Origin of the sequence: Herbaspirillum sp. 3R11 (assembly GCF_004563925.1) — a bacterium.
In the GTDB taxonomy this organism is placed as follows: Bacteria; Pseudomonadota; Gammaproteobacteria; order Burkholderiales; family Burkholderiaceae_D; genus Herbaspirillum.
This window is the reverse complement of sequence record NZ_SPNJ01000002.1, coordinates 328,588-346,064: the sequence shown is the minus strand read 5'-3', so window position 1 is coordinate 346,064 and position 17,477 is coordinate 328,588. Positions and strand designations below refer to the sequence as shown.

Genomic DNA, 17,477 nt, shown 5'->3' with positions numbered 1-17,477 from the left:
ATTTTACGCGTCTTGCAAAAATTCGGCAATTTCACAGCATTATTTACGGTAACGGCAAGTATGCTTTTTTCTTTATTCCGCCTGTTGTCATTTTTTCCGCTGCCCTTGTTGCACCTGATCGGGATAGCGATGGGATGGCTTGTTTACCTGGTGTCGCCGTCCTATCGGAAGCGCCTTAAAAACAACCTGACACGTGCCGGCCACGGACAGCATTTGTTGTCCGCCGTCAACGAAGCGGGCAAGGGCATCTTCGAATTGCCATTCGTCTGGTGCGCCGCCCCCAAACGCGTCTTGCGCACCGCGCGCGTCGAAAATTGGGAATTAGCTCAACAAGCGCTGGATGCAAAAACCGGCGTAGTCTTCCTGACCCCGCATCTGGGCTGCTTTGAAATCATCGCCCAGGCCATTGCCGAGAAAACATCTCTTACCGCGCTCTACCGCCCGCCGCGCAAGGCAGCGCTGAAGCCGCTGATCGAGGGTGCGCGTTCGCGCCCCAACCTGCATCTGGCGCCAGCCAATCTGTCGGGTGTGCGCGCTTTGCTCAAGGCGCTCAAGAAAGGTCAGGCAATCGGCCTGCTTCCGGATCAGGTGCCGCAACATGGCGAAGGCGTCTGGGCCGACTTCTTCGGCAAACCGGCCTACACCATGACATTGTCGGCCAAAATGCATCAGATGAGCGGCGCGCCGATCATCCTGTCGTACGCCGAGCGCCTGTCATGGGGCCGTGGTTTCGTGATCCGTTTCGTGGCGTTTGAAGAAACGCTGGGCGAGACGCCGGAACAACAGGCCCGCGCCATCAACCTGGCGATGGAAAAACTGATCGCGCGCTGCCCGGCGCAATATATCTGGAGCTACAACCGCTACAAGACGCCGCCCGGCGTGACTTTCCCCGGGGCGCAACAATGAGGGCGCTGATTGCATTGATGTGGTTACTGCACTGGTTGCCACTACCTATCCTCGGCCGGCTCGGGGAAGGACTTGGTTCGCTTCTGTTCATCATCATGAAGCCGCGCCGCCACATCACGCTGACCAACCTGCTCCTGTGCTTCCCCGAGAAGACCCAGGCCGAACGTGAAACCATTGCCCGCCAGCACTTCCAGGCGTACGCCCGCAGCGCGCTTGAACGCGGCGTCCTGTGGTGGGCGTCGGAGGCGCGGCTGAAGCGGCTGATGGTGGTCGAACCGCGCGTGCCGGTGGACATCATCAAGTCGGGCCCGACCATCTTGCTCTGTCCACATTTCGTCTGCCTGGAAATCCCCGGCATTGCGCTGGTGCTCAATTCCGATCTGTCGATCTGCACCATTTACTCGAAGCAACAGAATGAAATTATCGACCAGGCTCTGCTTAAAGGCCGCTCCCGCTTTCGTCCGGTGACTCTGCTGGCGCGCGAAAAAGGCGTCAAGCCCATCATCCGCGCCATGCGCGACGGCTTGCCGTTCATCATGCTGCCGGATATGGATTTCGGCATGCGCGATGCCGAATTCGTCCCCTTCTTCGGCGTACCTGCCGCAACGCTGACCGCGACTGCCCGCATTGCCGCAGCGACACATGCCAACGTTGTGCCGATGATCACGACCTTCCTGCCGAATTACAAGGGCTGGAAAACCACGTTCTATCCGGCCTGGGAAAACTATCCCGGCGGCGACATCGTGGAGGCGACCCGTCGCATGAATGCCTTCATCGAAGAGCGCGTGCTGGAAGCGCCGTCGGAATATTTTTGGGCGCATAAGCGCTTTAAAACGCACCCTCCGGGCACACCTAATGTATACGGCCTTGATTAGTGTGACCGCCTATAATTAATGTCATGAAGATCAAATTCACCAAAATGCACGGCGCCGGCAACGACTTCGTTGTCATCGACGCCATCCACCAGGACATCGCCCTGACGCCGGCGCAATGGAAGTTCATTGCCGACCGCCGCTTCGGCATCGGCGCCGACCAGATGCTGGTGGTGGAAAAGACGGAGTCCGACGGCATCGATTTTCGTTACCGGATTTACAACGCCGACGGCGGTGAAGTCGAGCAGTGCGGCAACGGCGCACGCGCTTTTGCGCGTTTCGTCAGCGACAAGGGACTGACCCACAAGCGCGTTATCCGTGTGGAAACAATGTCGGGCATCATCGAGCCGACGCTTGAAGACGATGGCCGGGTCACGGTCGACATGGGCGCACCGGTGCTGGTTGCAGAACAAGTGCCGTTCGATCCGTCCGGGCTGGAAAGCAAGGCCGAAGGCGATGATGCATTGTGGCCGCTCGACGTTGATGGCAAGACAAGCTGGATTTCAGTCGTATCGATGGGCAACCCGCATGCGGTGCAGATCGTGGCCGACACCGAGGCGGCGCCGGTACTGATCGACGGACCGCTGATTGAGCGCCATGCGCGCTTCCCCAGGCGCGTCAACGCCGGCTTCATGCAGGTAGTCGATCGGCACAACGTCAACCTGCGCGTATTCGAGCGCGGCGTCGGCGAAACGCTCGCTTGCGGCACCGGTGCGTGCGCTGCTGTAGTTGCGGGCATCCGGCGCGGCCTGCTGGACACGCCGGTAGCGGTGCAAACCCACGGCGGCGAACTGGTGATCAGCTGGGCAGGGCCGGGCAAGCCGGTCATGATGACCGGGCCGGCGGTATCGGTATTCGAGGGCGAGATCACTATTTGAACGTATCTGATATGGATACGCAAATAAGACACGCACATAGATACTCAAGTAAGACACTCAAATAAAAAGAGATGGCCGCGGCCATCTCTTTTTATTTTCCTGCGATGAGCCCTGCTCAAGACTCTTCGGCAAGGTCGCTCTCTTCTTCACGCTCGTCGTCATCTTGCGGCAACGCTGTTTTGAGGCGGTACAAGCGCTGCCGATAATTGCCTTCCGGACCGTTCAGGCTGCAATCGACGTCTTCAAACAGCCGGCCAATGCGATTAAGCACCTGCCGCTCATCGCCGGTCTCTATTAATATCAGGCGCCGTTTGCTGCGCGCGTAGTAGTCGCGAATGTCCACCACCAGGCAATGCCCGCAGTCAGCCTGCTTCAGGTCGATCAACAAGGCTTCTGGCCGGGTCAGCCCGAACAGGATCGCCAGCTCCAGCCGCGCCGCCAGGAACGGATAGGCACTCAGGAAGTCGCGCGTCATGTGGCCGCGGGCTTCGACAGCCCAGGCGGCAGCAGCCGGGCGATCGGCAATCTTGGCCAGCAGTTCCCGCGCATCGGCGTTGTCTTGCACCGCCGCCTTTTGCAGCCAGTACACCGCGCGCACATCGTTGGCGGGATCTTCCCTGCGGTTGCGCCATGCACTGCTGCCGCACTCCAGTTGCCCCAATGCATGCCCCATTTCGGCTGCGCGCTCCAAGTAATGCTGCGCATCGGCGAGATTGCGCTGGGAGAACTCCGGCTTCAGATAAATACGCGACAAGGCATACCAAGCCGCCGCAAGGCCTCGCTCGCCTGCCAGGGTCAACCAGCGAATCGCCTTCTTATAATTAGCAGAACCAAAACCGGGGAAGGAGCGCCCGCCGTTCTCATTCATGCGCGCAAAGAACAGCCCCAGCGACAGTTGCGCCGACTTGTCGTCAGCATAGGCCGCCAACTCCAGCAGAGATTGCGCTTCGTCAGCATTGACCTCGTTGATTTCGGCAAGTACTTGCGCAAGCCGCGACAACAAGGCGATGTTTCCCTCACCCAGATGCCGGGCCAGTCCTTCGGAAGGCGCATTCAGCTGCGGCAAATCCGCACCGTATTGCGCCAGCAGGGAACGCGCCAGCGGCAAGGAGCGGCGAATGAAGTCCCCCCGATCCTGACGCAGCCAAGCCGCGTCCGCCAGCGCCAATTGCGCCTGACCGACGCCGGCGTCGGCAGCTTTCTGCGCCCATTGGGTTGCAGTGACCTGTTCGGCCGCGTGTTGTTCGCCGGTCGCAGCGGCGACGTCGGCCGGCTTTCGGCCGCCCTGTTGCTGCGACAGCAACCACTGCGCTTCAGCCGTACCGGCATTGGCCTCCGATTCCAACGCCTTGACGGCCTTGCCCAGCATTGCCTGAGCCTCGGGTTGCGCCTGATGCGCCAGCACCAGCCGCGCGAAACTCAGCCCGGCCAGCTTGCGACCGGCCTCGAAAGCGCGCTCATACCAGAGCACATAATCAAGCGGCTTCGGCGCCTGCGCCACCACCTCATAGGGAATATGCTCGCCAATCAGCGTCCAGGCATCCGGCACCCCTTGGCGCGCTGCGCGGTCAAGCCAGTGCAGCGCAGTGGCGAAGCTCTGCGGCAACCCATTGCCGCCAAACAAATAGCGCCGACCCAAGGCCAACTGGGCTTCCGACTGTCCGGCGCGCGCCGCACGAATAATTGCCAAATCTTCCCGACTCGCCATAAATCAATCCAAGCACTCTTTCGAAGGAAAAAATTATCCCCTATAAATCATAATATTTTTTTAATACTCCATTTAAGAGAGCAAATTGGAGCTTTAAAACAACAATTCAAGTCTTTAATAGCGGCTTTGTTGCCTCAAAGGCAATTGAATAGCCATACGCTCGTTGATCGCTCGGAAAAATCCCGATTGTGGGACATTCACCTCGAAAGCGTTAGAAAAAAACAACAGTCGTGTAGGAGTTTCGGAATTTCAACCAAAACTTCGTCCGCCAAACGACCAATCTGAGGCCAGCGCTAATGAGAACCCTTAATGTCTCACCATCCGACTAGATGTACGGATCCTCAAGACTATTTTTATAGAAGGATGTCAAATGAAAAAATCTCTGCTTGCACTGGCCGTTCTCGGCGCGTTTGCAGGTGCTGCACAAGCACAAAGCTCCGTCACTATCTACGGTATCGTTGATACCGGCGTTACATACACAAGCAAGGCTCAAACTCCAGCTGGCGGCACTAACACCGGCAGCAAGTTTGCTCTGAACTCCGGCAACATCCAAGGTTCGCGCATCGGTTTCAAGGGCGTTGAAGATCTGGGCGGCGGTCTGAGCGCAGTGTTCAACCTGGAAACTGGCTTCACCAACGACAACGGCGGCCTGCAAGGTTCCGACGCTGTTACTGGTTCGAACCTGTTCCGTCGTAAGTCGGTTGTTGGTCTGGCCGGTGGTTTCGGTTCGGTTCTGGTCGGTCGTCAAACTGACTTCGCTGACACAATCAGCGCCTACACTGGCGTTGCTGATTTCGGCGGCGTTATCCAAAACGCGGGTTCGGCTCTGAACCGTTTGCAAGGTACACGTACCAACAACTCGATCAGCTACACCACCAACAACCTGGCTGGCTTCACAGCTAACGTGTTGTACGGTTTCGGCGAAACAGCTGGCAAGACAACTGCTGGCCAATCGTTCGGTCTGGGCGTCAAGTATGACAACGGCCCACTGGGTCTGGGTGCCAACTACTACCAATCCAAAGCTGGTCCAACTCCTTCGGACACCAGCATCATTCCAGCGACTGCTACAACAGCAACTTTGAGCACTACTGCTGCCAATACTGGCAACACAGCAGTTAAGGTGTTCAACCTGGTCGCCAGCTATCAGTTTGGCCCAGCACGCGTCTACGGTAACTGGTCGCGCGTCAAGCAAGACTTGAACACCCAAGCAAATCTGGCAGGCCTGGCAACACCAGTTGCTCTGACAGCTGCAAACCGTGTCACTACAGCAACTCTGGCAAACTCGCGTAAGTCGGACCAGTTCGAACTGGGTACAGCTTACTCGCTGACTCCATCGTTGAAGCTGCTGGCTGCTGTGGAATACACAACAGCTAACTTCGACGGCCTGAATGGCAAGGGCAAGCTGACTCAGTACAACATCGGTACTGACTACTGGCTGTCGAAGCGTACTGACCTGTACGCATTCGTGTCGAACCTGCGTGCTAAAGACATGCGCAATCCAGGCGCCTATGGCGACACAACTGGTAACGACGCTAGCCAAACAGCAGTTACTGTTGGTATCCGTCACAAGTTCTAATTTAAGCGTCTGAATCTCTGACGTGCAAACGTCAGAATCAGAAACTTAAGCTGAACAATTCGGGCTTACATGAGCAATCATGTAAGCCCGTTTTTATTGGGGAAGCGGCCTGGTCGCCTTCGCCAAGAATCAAGTTGTCAGCACTACCGATAGCGTAGATAATCTCGCGATATTGCGGCAATGCAATCCGGCGCGCCTGGCGCGACTTTCCGGAACAACCACACTCTAAAAACGCTCATGACCACCCACCTGGATTCCGATTCGATCGCCGACTATTTGCTCGACCATCCTCACTTCTTTGAGGAGCATGCCGAATTGCTCGGCAGGATCAAGCTGACCAGCCCTTTGCTGGGTCGCGCCATCTCATTGCAGGAACGCCAGATGGAAATCCTGCGTGAAAAGATCAAGGTGCAGGAATTGCACATGGCCGACCTGATGCGCATCGCCCAGGAAAACGACGAGATCACCGGTAAATTCCAGGCCTGGACACGCGCCCTGCTGCTGGCGCGCAATGACGCAGACCTGCCGCAGGCGCTGACCCGCAACCTGCAGGAAATCTTCAACGTGCCGCAAGTCACCTTGCGCCTGTGGAACGTCGCCGAGAGCCACAACGATAACTGGTACACCGCGACCGTCTCGGAAGATGCGCGTATTTTTGCCAATGGCCTGACGACGCCGTTCTGCGGCGCCAACAACGATTTCGAAGCCGCCAGCTGGCTGGAAGATGCAGCTTCCGTGAAGTCGCTGGCGATGCTGCCGCTGCGCGTGGGCGCCGCGCCAGAAGCCTTCGGTTTGCTGGTGCTCGGCTCGCCCGACCCAAGCCGTTTCAGCGCAGACATGGCCACTGATTTCCTCAGCCGCATCAGCGAAACCGCCAGCGCTGCGCTGGCCTGCCTGCTACACTGATTTATCCCGACTTCCATCCCGACCGTGTGAGCGCCGACGCCAACCAAGCCGAAATCGACCGCTATCTCGACACCTTGCTGAGCCAGCGCATGCTGTCGCCGCACACGGTGAGCAATTACGGTCGCGACCTGGCCGAGTTGTCCGAGCTGGCGCAAGCCGCCGGTGCTGAGTTGGACGCAGTTTCCCATTTCCAGATACGCAAGTTCGCCGCGCAATTGCACGGCCGCGGCCTCAACGCGCGCTCCATCGCGCGCAAATTGTCGGCCTGGCGCGGCTTCTACGACTGGCTGTCCGAACAGGGCCGGCTGAAATCGAATCCGGTCGACGGCGTCAAGGCGCCCAAGAAATCCAAGCCGCTGCCCAAGGCGCTGGCCGCCGATGACGCCGTCCATCTGGTGTCCCAACCCAATCCGCTCAAGGACGCCGCCGCGCCCGCCCAATTATGTAATCGCGCCATGTTCGAGTTGCTGTATTCCAGCGGCCTGCGCGTTTCCGAACTGGTGGGCCTGGATGTGCGATACCGCCAGGAAGCTGGCTATGTGTCAGCCGGCTGGGTCGACATGGACGGCAATGAAGTGACCGTCACCGGCAAAGGCAACAAGATGCGCAGCGTGCCGGTCGGCACACCGGCTATGGAAGCGCTGAAAGCCTGGCTGACGGCACGCGAGACCGTCATCGCGGGGCATGCCGACGCCGAGCGGCGCGCGCTGTTCCTGAGCGAGCGTGGTGCGCGCATGTCGCCGCGGGTCGCGCAATTGCGGCTCAAGGCGCATGGACAGGCATTGGGCCTGGCCACCAACGTCCATCCGCACGTGTTGCGCCACTCGTTCGCCTCGCATGTCCTGCAAGGCTCCGGCGATTTGCGCGCGGTGCAGGAGATGCTCGGCCACGCCTCGATCACCGCAACCCAAGTCTATACCTCGCTCGACTTCCAGCGCCTGGCGCAGGTCTACGACGCCGCCCATCCGCGCGCTAAAAAGATTGCCGGTAAATAAGCTTTGCCTCGTGCCCTGACAAAGCCGCCGTCGGCGAATTGCGGCATAATTCGGGTAGGTCTTCGACAGCGCGCCGCATCGGCGGGCCGCCCTCACACCAGCCGCACCAGTCACATTAGCGATATGCCATGAAATCCAAAGCCGACACCACCGCCAACGCACTCCCCCACGACCCCGCCGCTGCGCAGGCTCTGGCCGAGCTGCAATTGCGTGATGCATCGGTACGCGTCACACAGGCGCGCGTGAGCGTCATGGCGGCGTTGCTAAACGCACGCAGCGCGGTGTCGCATCAGGATATCCAGGACAAGCTGGTCGACATGGATCGCGTCACGCTGTATCGCGCGCTCGATTGTCTGACCGAGGCCGGGCTGGCGCACAAGATTGCCAGCGACGACCGCATCTTCCGCTACAACGCCGGCACCGGCGCCGAACATCACGATCACGGCAGCCATGGCGGCCATCAACACGCCCACGGCCATGCCCAGCATCAGCACGGTCATTTCAAATGCACGCGCTGCGCCCGGGTGTTTTGCCTGGATGGCAGCGGTGAGGCGGGTTTTCTTGAAAGTGTTTTACCCTCGTCCGGCAAGCGCCAGACCACGACAGCGCAGTTGCAGACCGCCCTGCAAAAATCCTTGGGCAAAGGCTTCCGCAGCCACGAAATCGAACTGACCATCAAGGGTTGGTGCGCAGACTGCGCGGACGACTGAGTTCCCGCCGAGCGGCGGTTGAATAAGGCTTGATTCCTTCTCATGCACCGGTCAGACGACGCAGATGATTGGTTAGCTGCCGCACCGAACGCACCTTCACATCGACATAAGACGGATGCATGGTCTGCATCCTGCGCACGCCGGCTGCTGAAAAATGCGGATTGCCGACCAGGTATTGAGTAATCCACGCCGTGCGCACACCCAGCTCCTTGGCCGACTTCAGATTGACCACGGTATCTTCGACCAGAATGCAGCGATGCGCGGGAACACGTTCACGGGCCAGCAATTGTTGCAACATCTGCCGCGACGGTTTGGGCTTGAGCTTGCCGTGCACGCGCATCGATTCGATGGAAATATGTTTGTCGAAATGACGATGCAGCCCAAGATGTCGCACCACGTCGCGCGAGTAACGCAACGGCGCATTGGTCAGCAGGATCTTGCGTCCCGGCAGGCGCTCGAGCAGATTGAGCAGGCCGCGCTCGGCGCGGATCATGCCGAACAGATCGGCGAAGTCGTGCGCGTCGCGCAGGAAATCTTCCGGCCGCACCTGATGATGCTGCACCATGCCCAGCAAGGTTGCTCCGTACAGGCGCCAATAGCGCTGCCGCATCGCGTTGACGGCATCCTGATCAGCTGGCAAACCCTGCTCCCTGAGCACGCGCTCCATGAACGTATTCATGTTGGCGTTGATCGCCGGAAAAATCGCGTGCGACGCGTTGTGCAGCGTGTTGTCGAGATCGAAAAGCCAGAGCGGTGTAGTATTCGGCACAGTCAAAAGAAATGAGATAAGTGAAGAAAGCGCAACGATGCGACGCCTGATTATAGTGACATTCAGCTGGCTGTTCTGCCTTTATCTGCCGGCTGCGAATGCTGCCGACACGCCGTCCCGAATCCCGCGTACAGAGCATCGCGGCGCCTTGTTCAAGGTGCAGGACGCGCACCACACGCTGTACCTGTTCGGCACCATCCACGTCGGCGCGGCGAACTTCTATCCGCTCGAACCACGCGTGATGCAGGCATTGGAACAAGCGCCCGCCATCGCGCTTGAAATCGATCCGAAGAAGACGCCCTCCATGCAGGCGGCCGTGCTGCGCTACGGCTTCTATCCCGAAGGCCAGAGCTACCAGACCGACCTCAGTCCACAACTGCAGCAACAGGTCCAGGCTGCGCTGAAAAAATACAATGTCCCGGCCGAAGCAGTCGCGCGCTTTCGTCCCTGGATGATCGCCAGCCTGCTGACCGTGCAGGAGTTCGACAGCAAGGGCTACCGCGCCGACCTCGCAGTCGACAGCCATCTGGCCGACTTCGTCACCAAGCGCAACAAACCGGTGATCGAACTGGAAGGCGCCGAAACCCAGCTGGCGCTGTTCGGCGCGCTGAGCCGGCAACAGCAAAGCCTGCTGCTCGAAGACACCCTCAAGGAGCTCGACGATCCCGACAGCGCAGCGCGTGTGGTGGAGCTGGCCGAGTTCTGGCGCACCGCCAACCTGTCCGGCCTGCAAGGCCTGCTCGACGAAATGGCCAACGACGGCAGTTTCGTCGGCCGCTTCACCAAGGACGTCTTGCTGGACCAGCGCAACCCTGCGCTGGCCGAACGCATCGGCGGCCTGCTGACGAGCCGGGATCGCATTTTCGCCGCCATCGGCATCCTGCACCTGGTCGGCCCGACCAGCGTGCCGGCCTTGCTGCAGCAGCGCGGCTTCAAGGTCGAACGGATTTATTGAATCCTCTCGTGCACATGCAATAAAAAAGGCGCCGCCGGTTTCCCGGGGCGCCTTTTTTGCGTGATGCGCTGGCGATGTTCAATGCGAGCGGATCATGGTGCCGAAGGCCTGTTCGGTCAGCACTTCCAGCAGCAGCGAATGCTCGATGCGGCCGTCGATGATGTGAACGGTGTTCACGCCCGACTTGGCGGCGTCCAGCGCCGACGAGATCTTCGGCAGCATGCCGCCGGAGATGGTGCCGTCTTCGAACATTTCGTCGATCTCGCGCGCCGACAGATCGGTCAACAGATTGCCCTTTTTGTCTTGCACGCCGGCAATGTTGGTCATCATGATCAGCTTTTCCGCATGCAGGATCTCGGCGATCTTGCCGGCCACGACGTCGGCATTGATGTTGTAAGCCTGGCCGTCGTCGCCGAAGCCGATCGGCGAAATGATCGGGATGAAGGCGTCGTCCTGCAGCGCCTTGACCACCGCCGGATTGATCGCCTCGATTTCACCGACGAAGCCGATGTCGAGGAATTGACCCGGATTTTCCTTGTCCGGCATCTGCATCTTGCGCGCGCGGATCAGGCCGCCATCCTTGCCGGTCAGGCCCACTGCCTGGCCGCCGTAGTGGTTGATCAGCATCACGATATCCTGCTGCACTTCGCCGCCCAGCACCCACTCCACCACTTCCATGGTTTCTTCATCGGTGATGCGCATGCCCTGCACGAAGGTGCCCTGCTTGCCGATTTTCTTGAGTGCATTGTCGATTTGCGGACCGCCGCCGTGCACCACCACCGGATTCATGCCGACCAGTTTCAGCAGGATCACATCGCGCGCGAAGCCGTGCTTGAGACGTTCTTCGGTCATTGCATTGCCGCCGTATTTGACGACGATGGTCTTGCCGTGGAACTTGCGGATGTACGGCAACGCCTCGGCCAGGATTTCAGCCTTGATGATGGGGTCAACGTCGGTCAGGTCGGTCAAATCGGTCATGTGCAATTCCTGGGCAGGAGAGATATTCGGAATGTCCGCGATTTTACATGGAAAGCGCGATCCGATTGTGGCGGATATCGGGTTTTATCGGCCTCATGCAAAATCGGCCTGTGCCCGCCAAGCCGCACCGGCCATGCATGGGCGAGGCTCAGCTCGTGCAGCTGCGCATTTCCTGATTCGGGAATTTGGCCTTGAGGCCGTCCAGCGCCGTCTTGGTTGCCGCATCGACATTGCGCCATTGATAAGCCTGCTTGTTCGACGTTACGTTGCGCGCCATGATGCGCGCGCTGCGCACACCCTGCGGGATCAGCCGGCCAATGTAGGCCTTGGCCGCTTCTTCGGTCTTGAACACGCCCAGAGAAATGGCCCAGCGCAAGGCCGGATTGGGCTGGGATTCGGGCATCACGTAGAAGTCCTGGATGCCGAGGCGGCGCAGTTCGGCTGCCTTGCGGTCGGCGCCGTCCTTGCCGTCCTGCGTGGGGATATAGACCATGTGGCTGGCGGCTTCCTGCACGCTGCGCGTGGTCGGCTTGACCGCCAGGTTGAGACTGCTCAGCTGGGCATCGAATTTACGCACTTCGACGGCGTTGAAGTTGCCGATTTCGGTACAGGCGACGACCGGAGCGGCAGGAACAGCAGGGACAGGATCAGCGACGGGCGCCTTGACCTCCGGCGGTGTCGCATCCGGCTTGCCTTGTTTCGCGTCCTTGGCGGCATCCGCCGCCGCGACCGCCCCCGCGGGCGCATCGGCCTTGGCCGGCGCCACCAGTTTTTCGCTGTTGGCCGGCAGGATGGTCAGTGTTTCGGGATGCAACTGCTGCGTCAGGCGCTTGGGCTCGTGGCGCTCGGAGGCGGTCGCGCCGAGATAGCCCCGCTGCATGGCGAACAGGGCCGCATTGCCGATCAACAGTAGCCAAAAAAGCAATTTCAGCATGAGTAACCATCAGTCCGATTTGTCGGGATCATCATCTTCATTCCGCCGACGCTGCATGCAGGCCGATCAACACCAGATTATCGACTTTTTCGCAGGGCGTTGACAAATAAGGCGCCAACACCGGCCCGGCACCGCCCGCCAGCACGCACAGGACTTCTTCATGCGCTTGCCGGTGCGCCGCGACGGCGCGCTCGATGGCGCCGGTCTGCGCTGCAATGCAGCCGGCGATGATGGCGTCCGTGGTGTTGTCGGCGAACGGCGTGGCGACCGTGCTGATGCTTTGTATCTGCGGCAACTGCGCCGTATTCAGGGCCAGCGACGTCGCCATCACGCCCAGTCCCGGCAAGATCATGCCACCGAGGAAATCGCCGTCCGGCGTGACCGCGTCGACCGTGGTGGCGGTGCCGCAAGTAGCCACGATCAGCGCACGCTGCGGAAACAGCGCATGCGCCCCGATGGCCGAAGCGAAACGGTCGCAGCCTAACTGGCCGGGATTCTTGTAATGATTGCGCACGCCCGCCAGTTGCGGCTGCGATGCGAACCAGTCGATGCGCAGCCCGTCTCCGAAGACCGCATGCAGCGTTGCCTGCAAGGCTTCCCGGACCGCAGGACCGGCCACGTTCGAGACCAGCGCACGCAGCACCGGCAAACCCTGCCATGCCTGCTCCAGCGTCGTCACGTCGCCGCGTGCAACGGCGCCGACGTGGCGCCAGCGGCCCGCGGTGGCGACCGAAAAAACTGGATCCGCCGGAATACCCCATTTGATCAGCGTATTACCGACATCGATCAGCAGCAACATGGCACTACTCCTGCAAACGCAAGGACACGTCGCCGGCGGTGACGGCTACGCGCCCGCTTGCGGTATCCATCAGGAAACAGCCCTGCTCGTCGACGCCGACGGCGACACCCTCGTGCAGCACACGGCCGTCGTCGAGGATGCGCACGGTACGGCCGGGGTAGGCGTGCAAACGATTCCAGCGCGCCACGAAATGCCTGAATCCGCGCGCATCGAAATCGGCCAGCGCATCCGACAAGGCGCTCAGCAAAATCGCCAGCAGGCGCTCGCGATCGTGGGTCAGCAATTCTGACACGTCGGCCACGGCGCGGCCGATGCGCTGCTGCAGATCCGGCGGCATGGTCAGGTTGACGCCGATACCGATGACGGTCCAGGTTCCGGTAGCACCCGTGCTTTTATCTTGCGCGGTCTCAATCAGGATGCCGGCCAGCTTGGCGCCGTCACGCAGGACGTCGTTGGGCCATTTCAATTCGACGTCGATGCCGAAGATGCCAAGCGCCTCGGCCAGCGCCACGCCGACGGCCAGCGGCAATCCGATCAGCGCATGCAGCGGACGATTGAATTTCCACGCCAGCGAAAACGTCAGCGCCGAGGTCTTGGTGGTCTGCCACGGTCGTCCCGCGCGCCCGCGCCCGGCGGTCTGCGACTCGGCCACCAGCAGCACCGGCGCAACCAGCCTGCCGCCGTCGACAGCGGTGACGCGCGCCAGCAGATCGACATTGGTCGAGCCGGTTTCGGCAACCACTTCGACCGCGACGGTCTTGGCGTTATCGTTGCTGGAACTGGCGATCAATGCGGCGATGCGCTGGGCGGAAATCGTCGTGGCGAGTGAAGTTTCGGTGGCGTGCATGGCGCACATTGTAACGGTTGTCCAAGGTGCAAGCGAAGGAGAAATCGGTTACGCTCGCTGCCATGGACGCTCCTTATCGACCGCCACAATCGCCCGCACCAGCCGCCCCGCCTGCCTCTGCCCCTGCTCCTGCTCCCATCGCAACCGCAGTCGCCCGGCCGGCGGCCTCTGCGTTTGCACGCGTCAGTTTGCTGATCTATACGCTGCTGATCGTGTACGCCAGCTGGTACCCGTTTTCGGGCTGGCGCGACATGGGATTGCTGCCCTACGATTACCTGTGGGCGCGGCTGCCGTATTACTGGACCGGCTTCGACCTCTGGACCAACGTGGTCGGCTACGCGCCGTTCGGTGCGCTGGTGGTGTATGCGCTGTATCCGCGCGTGCGCTCGCTGTGGGCGGTGCTGCTCAGCGCGCTGGCCGGCGTCGCGCTGTCGGCCGTGATGGAAGCGGTGCAGACCTACCTGCCCACGCGTATTCCCTCCAACCTGGATCTCATCACCAACAGTTGCGGCACCTTGCTGGGTGCGCTGATCGGCGCCTGGACCAGCCGCTACTTCCTGCGCCAAAGCCGCTTGCTGGAAGTACGGCGCAGCTGGTTTTCACGTGAAGCCAGCCGCGGCCTGGTCGTCGTCGGGCTGTGGCCGCTGGCGCTGATCTATCCGCAAAACCATCTGTTCGGCCTCGGCCACGTCGTGCCGCCGCTGTCGAGCCTGCTGTCGGACCTGCTCGACACGCCGATCGATCTCGCCACCTGGTGGACCAACAGCGCCCAGCTCAGCGCCGAACAATATTGGCTGGCCGAAATCATCGTCACCGCCTGCGGCCTCACCGGCGCCGTGCTGACCATGCTCCTGCTGCTGCGCAAGGCGGCGCCGCGCAACATGCTGATGGCGGTCTACCTGCTCGGCGCGGTGTTCATCAAGTCGCTGTCCTGCGCGCTGTTTTTCGCGCCTGACAACGCCTTCGCCTGGTTCACGCCGGGCGCCGCCGGCGGCATGATCGTCGGCGGCCTGATGCTGGCCGGCCTGTCGTTCGCGCCATTGGTGGCGCAGCGGCGCATCGCCGGGCTGGCGCTGATCTTCAGCCTGCTGGCGACCAATGTAGTGCCGGCCAATCCGTATTTCGTCTCGACGCTGCAGACCTGGGTGCAGGGAAAATTCCTCAATTTCGACGGCGCCGCGCAATTCCTCTCAGTGCTATGGCCGTTCCTGGCGCTGTGGTTCCTGTATCACCCGGTGCATCGCCGGACCGGCAGCCAGGGCGCGCATAAATGACGAGGTGTATCATGACGCCTTTGATCTACTCGGAACATCGCCATGGCAGATACTCCTGACACCGCCGACAAGCCGTTCTACGAACATCACGTCTTCTTCTGCCTGAACCAGCGCAAGCCGGGCGAGCGCACCTGCTGCGCCGACAAGGGTGCACAAGCCGCACAGGAACACGCCAAGAAGCGCATCAAGCAACTCGGCCTGGCCGGTGAAGGCAAGGTGCGCATCAACAAGGCCGGCTGCCTGGAACGCTGCGAAGAAGGCCCGGTTGTGGTCATCTATCCGCAAGGCACCTGGTACACCTTCGTCGACAACGAAGACATCGACGAAATCATTGATTCGCACATCGTCGGCGGCAAGATCGTTGACCGCCTCAAAATTTAAATACGCCGCACTCCATGAACGCACAAACACAAGCCTTTCTGATTCCCGGCGCCGTCGGCCAGCTGGAATGCGCGCTGGACCTGCCGGACCCCGAGCAATTCGCCGCACCGCGCGGCCTCGCGCTGGTGGCCCATCCGCATCCGCTGTACGGCGGCACCATGGACAACAAGGTCGCGCAAACGCTGGCACGCTCGTTCCTCGCGCTTGGTTACGCCACGGTGCGCATGAATTTCCGCGGCGTCGGCAAATCCGAAGGCGTGCATGACCACGGCAATGGCGAAACCGACGACATGGCGCTGCTGCTGGCGCACATGCGCACGCAATATCCCGACCTGCCGCTGGCGCTGGGCGGGTTCTCGTTCGGCACCTTCGTGCAGGCGCAGTTGCAGCAACGGCTGATTGCAGCAGGCACACCCGCCGAGCGCCTGGCGCTGGTCGGCACCGCCGCCGGCAAGTGGCCGATGCCGCAGGTCCCGGCCGACACCATCCTGATCCACGGCGAGCTGGACGACACGATTCCGCTCACGGCGGTGCTGGACTGGGCGCGGCCGCAAGAGCTGCCAGTCATCGTGATCCCCGGCGCGGATCACTTTTTTCACCGCAAATTGCAACATATCAAGAACCTGATAGTCCAACTCTGGCATCGCTGATTCCTGTTTTATGCTCCTGCTACGGAGCATGAGACAGGAATACTCTGCAAGCCGACGCCGCGCAGCCTTGTTGTCAGGCTCGGCGTTTATAATCCCGGTGCGATGTTCACTCATCTCTTTTCAAACGACAGTCCCGCATGCAGTCCGGCGGGACACATTTTTTACACCCGAAGATGAAAAAACTACTCGCGGCCATTGCCGCAACCGTCCTGAGCTTCTCGGCAGCCGCCCAGAGCCTTCCGCCCCCTAGCGTCGCCGCCAAATCGTGGCTGCTGCTGGATGCGTCGAGCAACCAGATCATCGCTTCGCAGGAAGCCGACACGCGCGTCGAACCGGCGTCGCTGGTCAAGCTGATGACCGCCTACCTGGCCTTCGCTGCCGTGCGCGACAAGCGTCTCGACCTGAACCAGGAAATCAGCGTCTCGGTCAACGCCTGGAAAGTCGATCCGAGCAGCTCCAAGATGTTCATCGAGCCGAACAAGCCGGTCTCGGTCAACAACCTGCTGTACGGCCTGATCTCGGTCTCCGGCAATGACGCCGCCGTGGCGCTGTCCGAAGCCGTCTCCGGCACTACCGATGCCTTCGTCGTGCTGATGAACCGCGAAGCGCAACGCCAGGGCCTGACCGGCACCCACTTCAGCAACCCGCACGGTTTGCCGAGCCCGGACACGTACACGACCGCGCGCGACCTGGCGATCCTGTGCCGCAACCTGATCAATGACTTCCCCGACTTCTACAAAACCTATTACTCGGTCAAGAAGTTCACCTACAACAACATCACCCAGCCCAATCGCAATCGCCTGCTGTGGCTTGATCCGACCGTCGACGGCATGAAGACCGGCCACACCGACAGCGCCGGCTATTCGCTGATCACCTCGGCCAAGCGTCCCGTCGCCAACGGCGAGCGCCGTCTGATCTCGGTGGTCATCGGCACCGTATCCGACCACGTCCGCACGCAGGAAAGCCAGAAGCTGCTGAACTGGGGCTTTCAGAATTTCGACGCTGTGAAGCTGTACAGCAAGGGCCAGGCGGTCGACACGCCTGACGTCTGGAAGGGTTCGCAAGGCAAGATCAAGATCGGCTTCATGCGCGATGTCTACGTGACCGTGCCGAAGGGCACCGCCGACAAGATCAAGCCGCGCGTTGAACGCAACGATCCGCTGATCGCGCCGATTTCGGAAAACGCCAAGGTCGGTACATTGAAGATCATGATCGACGACAAGGCCGTCACCGAATTGCCGCTGGTGGCGCTGGAATCAGTCGGTCCGGCCGGCATCTTCGGCCGCGCCTGGGATTCGCTGCGCTTGCTGTTCAAGTAAAGTATTCAGCCGGGCGCGGC

Annotated in this window: 18 protein-coding genes; 12 read left to right on the top strand and 6 right to left on the bottom strand. The window is 60.7% G+C overall.

The window, feature by feature from the left end; translation table 11 throughout:
- Nucleotides 1-12 precede the first annotated feature (12 nt).
- From E4P32_RS09795 to dapF, 3 genes are read left to right on the top strand one after another with little or no spacing between them, the layout of a single operon-like run.
- Nucleotides 13-906 (top strand): lysophospholipid acyltransferase family protein, encoded by an 894-nt coding sequence (locus E4P32_RS09795; RefSeq protein ID WP_255419422.1) that lies wholly within the window; start codon nt 13-15, stop codon nt 904-906.
- Nucleotides 903-1,781 carry a lipid A biosynthesis acyltransferase gene (locus E4P32_RS09790; RefSeq protein WP_116434380.1) on the top strand — a complete coding sequence of 293 codons (879 nt, stop codon included), beginning with the start codon at nt 903-905 and terminating at the stop codon, nt 1,779-1,781. Before E4P32_RS09795 ends, E4P32_RS09790 begins: the two co-directional genes overlap by 4 nt.
- Nucleotides 1,782-1,804: 23 nt before the next feature.
- Nucleotides 1,805-2,656 carry a diaminopimelate epimerase gene (gene dapF / locus E4P32_RS09785; protein ID WP_116434381.1) on the top strand — a complete coding sequence of 284 codons (852 nt, stop codon included), beginning with the start codon at nt 1,805-1,807 and terminating at the stop codon, nt 2,654-2,656.
- Nucleotides 2,657-2,771: 115 nt separating this feature from the next.
- Here dapF and E4P32_RS09780 read toward each other — a convergent pair whose 3' ends face one another.
- Nucleotides 2,772-4,364 (bottom strand): SEL1-like repeat protein, encoded by a 1,593-nt coding sequence (locus E4P32_RS09780; protein WP_116434382.1) that lies wholly within the window; start codon nt 4,362-4,364, stop codon nt 2,772-2,774.
- 370 nt (nt 4,365-4,734) lie between these two features.
- Here E4P32_RS09780 and E4P32_RS09775 point away from each other — a divergent pair, with 370 nt between their 5' ends.
- The 4 genes from E4P32_RS09775 (at nt 4,735) to E4P32_RS09760 (ending at nt 8,551) form a co-directional block, all read left to right on the top strand.
- Nucleotides 4,735-5,940 carry a porin gene (locus tag E4P32_RS09775; RefSeq protein WP_116434383.1) on the top strand — a complete coding sequence of 402 codons (1,206 nt, stop codon included), beginning with the start codon at nt 4,735-4,737 and terminating at the stop codon, nt 5,938-5,940.
- Between the two features lie 237 nt (nt 5,941-6,177).
- A complete protein-coding gene (locus E4P32_RS09770) occupies nt 6,178-6,846 on the top strand; it encodes a DUF484 family protein (protein WP_116434384.1) in 669 nt (222 codons plus the stop codon).
- 26 nt (nt 6,847-6,872) lie between these two features.
- Nucleotides 6,873-7,841, top strand: a complete 969-nt coding sequence (gene xerC, locus E4P32_RS09765) for a tyrosine recombinase XerC (protein WP_116434385.1) — start codon at nt 6,873-6,875, stop codon at nt 7,839-7,841.
- A gap of 128 nt (nt 7,842-7,969) precedes the next feature.
- Nucleotides 7,970-8,551, top strand: a complete 582-nt coding sequence (locus E4P32_RS09760) for a transcriptional repressor (RefSeq protein WP_116434386.1) — start codon at nt 7,970-7,972, stop codon at nt 8,549-8,551.
- A 40-nt stretch (nt 8,552-8,591) separates the two neighbouring features.
- Here E4P32_RS09760 and E4P32_RS09755 read toward each other — a convergent pair whose 3' ends face one another.
- Nucleotides 8,592-9,320 carry a pyrimidine 5'-nucleotidase gene (locus E4P32_RS09755; RefSeq protein ID WP_116434644.1) on the bottom strand — a complete coding sequence of 243 codons (729 nt, stop codon included), beginning with the start codon at nt 9,318-9,320 and terminating at the stop codon, nt 8,592-8,594.
- A gap of 37 nt (nt 9,321-9,357) precedes the next feature.
- Here E4P32_RS09755 and E4P32_RS09750 point away from each other — a divergent pair, with 37 nt between their 5' ends.
- Nucleotides 9,358-10,275 carry a TraB/GumN family protein gene (locus E4P32_RS09750; protein WP_116434387.1) on the top strand — a complete coding sequence of 306 codons (918 nt, stop codon included), beginning with the start codon at nt 9,358-9,360 and terminating at the stop codon, nt 10,273-10,275.
- 78 nt (nt 10,276-10,353) lie between these two features.
- On the opposite strand, the gene argB is transcribed toward E4P32_RS09750, so the two are convergent.
- The 4 genes from argB to E4P32_RS09730 form a co-directional block, all read right to left on the bottom strand.
- A complete protein-coding gene (argB, locus tag E4P32_RS09745) occupies nt 10,354-11,253 on the bottom strand; it encodes an acetylglutamate kinase (RefSeq protein ID WP_016834869.1) in 900 nt (299 codons plus the stop codon).
- Between the two features lie 148 nt (nt 11,254-11,401).
- On the bottom strand, nt 11,402-12,187 hold the full coding sequence (locus E4P32_RS09740; protein WP_116434388.1) for a hypothetical protein: 786 nt from the start codon (nt 12,185-12,187) through the stop codon (nt 11,402-11,404).
- A gap of 37 nt (nt 12,188-12,224) precedes the next feature.
- The gene (locus tag E4P32_RS09735) at nt 12,225-12,986 is read right to left on the bottom strand and encodes a type III pantothenate kinase (protein ID WP_116434389.1); all 762 of its coding nucleotides are present in this window, start codon (nt 12,984-12,986) and stop codon (nt 12,225-12,227) included.
- A gap of 4 nt (nt 12,987-12,990) precedes the next feature.
- Nucleotides 12,991-13,833: a biotin--[acetyl-CoA-carboxylase] ligase gene (locus E4P32_RS09730; RefSeq protein WP_233526640.1), complete on the bottom strand. Its 843-nt coding sequence runs from the start codon at nt 13,831-13,833 to the stop codon at nt 12,991-12,993.
- 62 nt (nt 13,834-13,895) lie between these two features.
- Here E4P32_RS09730 and E4P32_RS09725 point away from each other — a divergent pair, with 62 nt between their 5' ends.
- The 4 genes from E4P32_RS09725 to E4P32_RS09710 all read left to right on the top strand — a co-directional run bounded on the left by E4P32_RS09725 (nt 13,896) and on the right by E4P32_RS09710 (nt 17,457).
- Nucleotides 13,896-15,107, top strand: coding sequence for a VanZ family protein (locus tag E4P32_RS09725; protein ID WP_233526641.1), 1,212 nt, complete (start codon nt 13,896-13,898; stop codon nt 15,105-15,107).
- Between the two features lie 42 nt (nt 15,108-15,149).
- Nucleotides 15,150-15,488 (top strand): NAD(P)H-dependent oxidoreductase subunit E, encoded by a 339-nt coding sequence (locus tag E4P32_RS09720; protein WP_116434391.1) that lies wholly within the window; start codon nt 15,150-15,152, stop codon nt 15,486-15,488.
- Between the two features lie 14 nt (nt 15,489-15,502).
- Entirely contained in the window at nt 15,503-16,138 is a 636-nt protein-coding gene (locus E4P32_RS09715; RefSeq protein WP_116434392.1) for an alpha/beta hydrolase, read from the top strand.
- A gap of 173 nt (nt 16,139-16,311) precedes the next feature.
- Nucleotides 16,312-17,457, top strand: a complete 1,146-nt coding sequence (locus E4P32_RS09710; RefSeq protein WP_116434393.1) for a D-alanyl-D-alanine carboxypeptidase family protein — start codon at nt 16,312-16,314, stop codon at nt 17,455-17,457.
- Nucleotides 17,458-17,477: the final 20 nt, after the last annotated feature.